Origin of the sequence: Winslowiella iniecta (genome assembly GCF_001267535.1) — a bacterium.
GTDB classification, from domain to species: domain Bacteria; phylum Pseudomonadota; class Gammaproteobacteria; order Enterobacterales; family Enterobacteriaceae; genus Erwinia; species Erwinia iniecta.
Map to the genome: position 1 here is coordinate 22,102 of NZ_JRXE01000011.1, position 6,646 is coordinate 28,747.

Here is a 6,646-nt window from a genome sequence, read left to right on the forward strand (position 1 = left end):
CGACATGCATGTCGCTCCGATAACAACAAAACAGGAGAACAGAGATGAGTAATAACAGCCTGATGATTGTGGCTAAATTCGTTGCACAACCGGGTAAAGCCGATGAGCTGAAAAAAGTATTAAGCGCCTGTATTGCACCGAGCCGCGCTGAGGCCGGATGTGTGCATTACGATCTCTATCGCAGCGTGGAAGATGGCAATGTGTTTCTGTTCCATGAAACGTGGCAGGATGAAGCCGCCATCGCCGAACATAGCGAACAGCCTCATTTTAAAAAACTGCTGGCTGGCTGTGAAAACCTGCTGAAATCCCCGCCGGAAATCATTAAAAACTGATTGCCGGTTACCGCCAAAGCACGCTGACTGCGGCCTTGGCGGACCCTGACTTACTTCAGCAAGCGCGCGCGGCAGGTTTTGCCTTTGATTTTGCCCTGCTGCAGCTGTTTCATTGCCTGACGTGCGGCATCATGGCGAATTGCCACATACGCATGGGTCGGCGTGATATCGATTTTGCCGATCAGCTCGGACTTCAGTCCGGCATCACCGGTCAGTGCGCCAAGAATATCGCCCGGACGAATCTTCGCTTTGCGTCCACCATCAATACACAGCGTCGCCATCTCGGCCTCCAGCGGTTTAACCGCCACCGATTTCAGCGCGCTGCCGGACTGCCAGTTAAGCTTCATCTGCAGGTAATCTTCCAGCGCATGGGCGCGCACCATCTCATCCGGTGCAACAAAACTCACTGCTTTTCCCTGCTGACCAGCACGCGCGGTACGGCCAATGCGGTGCACATGCACTTCCGGATCGAACGAGAGTTGATAGTTCACCACCATCGCCAGATCTTTAATATCCAGACCGCGTGCCGCCACATCGGTGGCGACCAGTACCCGGCAGCTGCCGTTGGCAAAACGAATCAGCACCTGATCGCGATCGCGCTGCTCTAAATCACCGTGCAGCGCCATGGCGCTGATCTGGCTGCCTTCCAGCGCCTGCGCGATATCGTCGCATTCGCGCTTGGTATTACAGAACACCACGCAGGATTTTGGCTGTTGCTCACTGAGCAATCCCATCAGCATCGGCAGCTTGTCGCGGTTGCTGCCTTCCCAGAAGCTTTGCTCAATCGCCGGAAGTTCAGAAACATCATCGGTTTCCACTGTCAGCGGATCGCGCTGAATGCGGTTGCTGATCTGCGCGATACCCTGTGGCCATGTGGCAGAAAACAGCAGCGTCTGACGCGACGGCGTGCTGTAGCCAATAATCGCATCGATATCATCACGGAAGCCCATCTCCAGCATCCGGTCGGCTTCATCCAGCACCAGCGTGGCGATACTGCCAATATTCAGCGTTTCGCGCTTAAGGTGGTCAAGAATACGGCCTGGCGTGCCCACCACGATATGGGGAGCATGTTGCAGCGAGTCACGCTGCACACCGATCGGCTGGCCGCCACACAGCGTCAGAATTTTAATATTCTGGGTAAAACGCGCCAGACGACGCAGCTCTTTGGTCACCTGATCCGCCAGTTCGCGCGTCGGGCAAAGCACCAGCGACTGGGTGGTATACTGCGTTGGATCGATACGCTGTAGCACGCCAAGACCGAAAGCAGCAGTTTTACCACTGCCGGTTTTCGCTTGCGCACGCACATCGCGGCCGGCAAGAATGTCTGGCAGTGCTGCCGCCTGAATGGGCGTCATAGCCAGATAGCCCATCTCTTCAAGATTGGTCAGCTGGCTGGCGGGTAATTGCGTCAGGGTTGAAAAAGCGGTCACGGAAAACTCTCTGCAGAAATCGGGCGGGTTAATGGCGCGTAGTTTAGCAGAAAAGGCCCGGCTGTATCGCAGAAGTGTGTGAGCCGTTTTCGGCTCCCGTGTTAAGGGTATCCGGGCTGCATCAATTAGCGGCACCAGCGAAACCAAAATGCCTGAAAACCTTTCCAGCCTGCGAAATCGCGCTGGCATTCGTCGTTGGAATCCGTACCATACACGCCACACTTATGCATGCTGGATATTTACAGCTGGTGCAAACCCGTCATTATTGCTAAACAGATGGGGCATGAGAATGGCAGAGGGTGTGTGAAATCACAGTGCGCGGATTGAAGAAATGAAGAATGAGCAGATAAGACTGCTGAACGCGAAACACGCACTGTAACCCGCCATGCCCTTCTGGTGCCCCTTTAGAGTCAGAGCCCGAATAAAATGCAACAAACTCAAGAAAATACCAAAAAAGAGCAGTACAACCTGAATAAGTTACAAAAACGCCTGCGCCGTAACGTCGGCGAAGCGATTGCCGATTACAATATGATTGAAGATGGCGATCGCATTATGGTCTGTCTCTCCGGCGGGAAAGATAGCTACACCATGCTGGAGATGCTGAGCAGCTTGCAGAAAAGCGCGCCAATCTCTTTTTCACTGGTGGCGGTCAATCTTGACCAGAAACAGCCAGGATTCCCGGCGCATATCCTGCCGCAATATCTGGAAACGCTGGGCGTCGAGTATCAGATTGTTAATGAAGATACCTACTCCATCGTCAAAGATAAGATCCCGGAGGGTAAAACCACTTGCTCACTCTGTTCCCGCCTGCGTCGCGGCATTCTTTACCGCACCGCCAGCGAGCTGGGAGCGACCAAAATCGCGCTCGGACACCATCGTGACGATATCCTGCAAACGCTGTTCCTGAACATGTTCTACGGCGGCAAGATGAAGGGTATGCCACCTAAACTGATGAGCGATGATGGCAAACATATCGTGATTCGTCCGCTGGCCTACTGCCGTGAAAAAGATATTGAGCGTTTTGCTATCGCGCGTGAGTATCCCATCATTCCCTGCAACCTGTGCGGTTCGCAGCCAAACCTGCAACGTCAGGTGATTGCCGATATGCTGCGCGACTGGGATAAGCGTTATCCCGGACGCATTGAAACCATGTTCAGCGCCATGCAGAACGTGGTGCCGTCGCATATGGCCGACCATGCACTGTTTGATTTTAAAGGCATTCAGCACGGTAGCGAAGTGGTTGACGGGGGCGATCTGGCATTTGACCGCGAGACCGTGCCCACGCAACCGGTCGGCTGGCAGCCAGAAGACGACGACGAGCAGCAGCCGATGCAGCGCCTCGACGTTTTAGAAATTAAATAAGCGCAGCGTAATGATGAAGGGCGGCAGATTCTGCCGCCCTTTTTTATACGTGCGGCGGCGGATCGATAATCGGATGCGGGTCCGGCTCGCCGGGTGGCGGATCGGGAATCGGTTGTGGTCGCGGAATCGGTTCGGGAATCGGCAACGGATCGGTGGGAACCGGGTCGGAAGCGTGCGGACGCTCAGCATAATCAGTGGTGGACATGCGTTGCTCCTTTGTTATGCATGAAGTTTAAGCATAGAAAGTAACCGCCATGCTGGCAAACAGGTAAAAAAAAAGCCGGCAATCAGCCGGCGTCGTACGAATTAAATTGTGCTATGCATCAATTCGAAAAAGGAAGTAAGACAATATGGAGCGCAACGCCCATCGCTTGACGTTGCATTCACCTGCAGGAGAGAGTGTGCCGCTAAGGCGCGTTGAATTTATTGATATCGATCAGCTTTAGCCGCCCTTTTTCAATTTATTGCTGAGTTTCACAGCCATTTACGCCGTTTTAACCACCAGGCAACGCCGAGAACCAGCACCACTAACATCAGGCAAAAAACGCTGAAACCAAAATGCCAGTCGCCACCCGGAATACCACCGAGGTTGACGCCAAACAGTCCGGTCAGGAAAGTGGTTGGCAGAAAGACCATTGCCAACAGCGACATGGTATAAGTGCGACGATTCATCGCATCCGCCATTACCGTGGTGATTTCATCCGCCAGTACCGCGGTACGGGCCACGCTGGCGTCCAGATCGTCCAGCCCCCTGCCCAGCCGATCTGCGATTTCCTGCATCCGGCGACGTTCGTCATCGTCCATCCATCCCAGACGCTCGCTGGCCAGTCGGGCATAAACATCACGCTGTGGTGCCATATAGCGGCGCATCACAATAATCTGTTTACGAATCAGCGCCAGTTCGCCACGTGGCGGCACTCGCTGGTCAAGCAGCGCATCTTCCAGTTCGATAATTTTGTCATGCAGCTCTTCGATAAACTCGCTGGCATGATCGGTTAACGCATCACAGACATCCACCAGCCAGCTGCCGCCATCTACCGGGCCGTTGCCGTTTTGCAGATCGGTCAGCACTTCATCGATGGCGAAAACCTTGCGGCGGCGCGTGGAGACAATCAGCTTATCGTTGATAAACACCCGGATCGCTACCAGCTGATCGGGGCGCGACTCGGTGTTCAGATTCACGCTGCGTAAGGTGATCATAAAGCCGTCGCCCAACCGGCTGACCCGCGGACGCATACTGTCTCCCGAGAGTGCAGCGCGCACGGTATCCGGGATCAGCGGCGTTGACATCAGCCAGTCGGCGCTTTCGCTATGGGTATAGTTCAGGTGCAGCCAGCAAGGACGATCGCAATCAATCACCTCGCTGTCATTAATCGGGATCAGCCCGCCTTTACCGTCAAGCTGGCAGGAGATAATCGCATCGGAAACCTGTAGTGCTTTGCCTTGAATGACGTCCACGTAGAGCCTCAGTTTCAGCATAATCAATATGATACAGTCTAGCGTGCTGCCTGGCAGATGCAATCCTCCATGCCGGGTTAAGCGTTACAAAGCACGTCATCAGGCTGGGGAAAGTTAGATCAAGTTCACGAATTTCACTTTCCACGGCGTAAATAGCTTGCCTGCTGCCTGAGGCTGAGGAACACTCAGCGCAACACACAGGATTGTTACTGAATTCTCAGGCAAAACCTAAACCGCTTGTTTCCGCCCGTACTGGCGCAGAGACAAACGGTTTAGGTTTTTTTTTGGTCTGAATTCAGTAACGGCGAAAACATCAGGCTTGTTCGGGAGCTAACAAAATGAAATACAAGGAATTATCGGAGTCGATTCTCGCGGGCGTCGGTGGTAAAGATAACATCAGATCGGTTATCCACTGCGCCACCCGCCTGCGTTTTAAACTGAAGGATCACAGCAAAGCGGACAGCGCCGGACTGAAGAATAATCCCGACGTGATTATGGTCGTGGAAAGTGGTGGCCAGTATCAGGTGGTGATTGGCAACCATGTGTCGGAGGTTTATCAGGCGCTGCTGGCAACAAGCGGCATGGGTGAACAGCAGGACTCCCCTTCAGCGGATAAAGAGTCGCTATTTGCCCGCTTTATCGACATTGTTTCCGGTATTTTTACGCCCTTTATCGGCGTAATGGCCGCCTCCGGCATCCTGAAAGGGTTACTGGCGGTTGGCCTCGCGGCAGGTGTGCTCAGCGACACCAGCGGCAGTTACAAGACGCTGTTTGCCGCCAGTGATGCGCTGTTTTACTTTTTACCGATCGCACTCGGCTACAGCGCCGGGAAAAAATTCGGCGGCAACCCGTTTATCTGTATGACTATCGGCGCCGCGCTGGTGCATCCGGTGATGCTGGAGGCTTTTCAGGCGGAACAAGGCGGTAACGCGCCGCTGTATTTCTTTGGTATACCGATGTTGCTGATTAACTACAGCTCGTCGGTGATACCGATTATCTTTGCCAGCTGGCTCTCCTGTCTGCTGGAACGCGCTATCCACACCCGTCTGCCTGCCGCGATCCGCAACTTTACCACGCCACTTATCTGCCTGGCGCTGGTGGTGCCACTGACGTTTATGGTGATTGGTCCGCTGGCAACCTGGTTAAGTCAGCTGCTGGCGGATGGCTATTTGTTCGCTTATCAGCTTAACTCAACGATTGCCGGTGCACTGGCCGGTGCGCTGTGGCAGGTGTGCGTGATTTTCGGTCTGCACTGGGGGCTGGTGCCGATTATGCTGAACAATCTCAGTCTTACCGGCCAGGACACGCTGTTACCGCTGCTGCTTCCGGCGATTATGGGCCAGGCCGGTGCCACCCTTGGTGTACTGTTGCAGACCCGTGATACCCGAATGAAAGGCATCGCCGCCTCAGCATTCAGTGCCAGCCTGTTCGGCATCACCGAACCGGCGGTATATGGTGTCACCCTGCCGAAACGCCGCCCGTTTGTCTTCGGCTGTATCGGTGGCGCAATCGGCGCGGCAATTCTCGGCTTCTGGCATACCACTACCTTCTCCTTTGGTTTACCCAGCCTGTTCACCTTTGCCCAGGTGGTACCGAAAAGCGGTTTTGACGCCACGGTCGCCGCCGCGATTGTCGGTGCAGTTGTCGCTTTTGGCTTTGCCGCCCTCGCCACCTACTTTTTCACCCCAGACAACACATCGCCAGCCGCCAGCGCTGTACCGGCGGCCACGGAAGCGGCACCTCAGGCCACGGTCGCACCCGATCTGTTAGCGAAAATCACCATCCGCAACCCGATTGCCGGTCAGTTACTGCCGCTCGAACAGGTCAACGACGAAACTTTTGCCAGCGGGCTGCTGGGCAAAGGTATCGCCATTAAACCGACCCACGGCCGGGTGGTTTCGCCGGTCAACGGCACCGTCTCTTCGCTGTTTCGCACCAAACATGCCATTGGTCTCGCCGATGAAAACGGTGCGGAAGTGCTGATTCACGTGGGTATTGATACCGTCAAACTCGACGGCCAGTACTTCACCGCCCACGTAAAGCAGGACGACTGCGTAAAAGTCG

Annotated in this window: 6 protein-coding genes; 3 read left to right on the forward strand and 3 right to left on the reverse strand. The window is 54.7% G+C overall.

The annotated features are described in order from the left end of the window. The first annotated feature begins 44 nt into the window (after positions 1-44). Entirely contained in the window at positions 45-332 is a 288-nt protein-coding gene (locus NG42_RS09235) for a putative quinol monooxygenase (RefSeq protein WP_052899020.1), read from the forward strand. Positions 333-382: 50 nt separating this feature from the next. Here the strand turns inward: NG42_RS09235 and dbpA are convergent, their stop codons facing one another. Then, complete coding sequence (gene dbpA / locus NG42_RS09240) at positions 383-1,762, reverse strand: ATP-dependent RNA helicase DbpA (RefSeq protein ID WP_052899021.1); 1,380 nt, start codon at positions 1,760-1,762, stop codon at positions 383-385. Positions 1,763-2,188: 426 nt separating this feature from the next. On the opposite strand from dbpA, the gene ttcA reads away from it, so the two are divergent. Beyond that, complete coding sequence (gene ttcA, locus NG42_RS09245) at positions 2,189-3,124, forward strand: tRNA 2-thiocytidine(32) synthetase TtcA (RefSeq protein WP_052899022.1); 936 nt, start codon at positions 2,189-2,191, stop codon at positions 3,122-3,124. A 43-nt stretch (positions 3,125-3,167) separates the two neighbouring features. Here ttcA and ynaL read toward each other — a convergent pair whose 3' ends face one another. Then, a complete protein-coding gene (gene ynaL, locus NG42_RS22990) occupies positions 3,168-3,329 on the reverse strand; it encodes a proline-rich small protein YnaL (protein ID WP_173581466.1) in 162 nt (53 codons plus the stop codon). 269 nt (positions 3,330-3,598) lie between these two features. Next, positions 3,599-4,582, reverse strand: a complete 984-nt coding sequence (zntB, locus tag NG42_RS09250; RefSeq protein WP_052899115.1) for a zinc transporter ZntB — start codon at positions 4,580-4,582, stop codon at positions 3,599-3,601. 338 nt (positions 4,583-4,920) lie between these two features. Between zntB and bglF the strand changes: the two genes are divergently transcribed. After that, positions 4,921-6,646: PTS beta-glucoside transporter subunit IIABC (gene bglF, locus NG42_RS09255; RefSeq protein ID WP_053116363.1), on the forward strand; the 1,726-nt coding region annotated here is incomplete at its 3' end.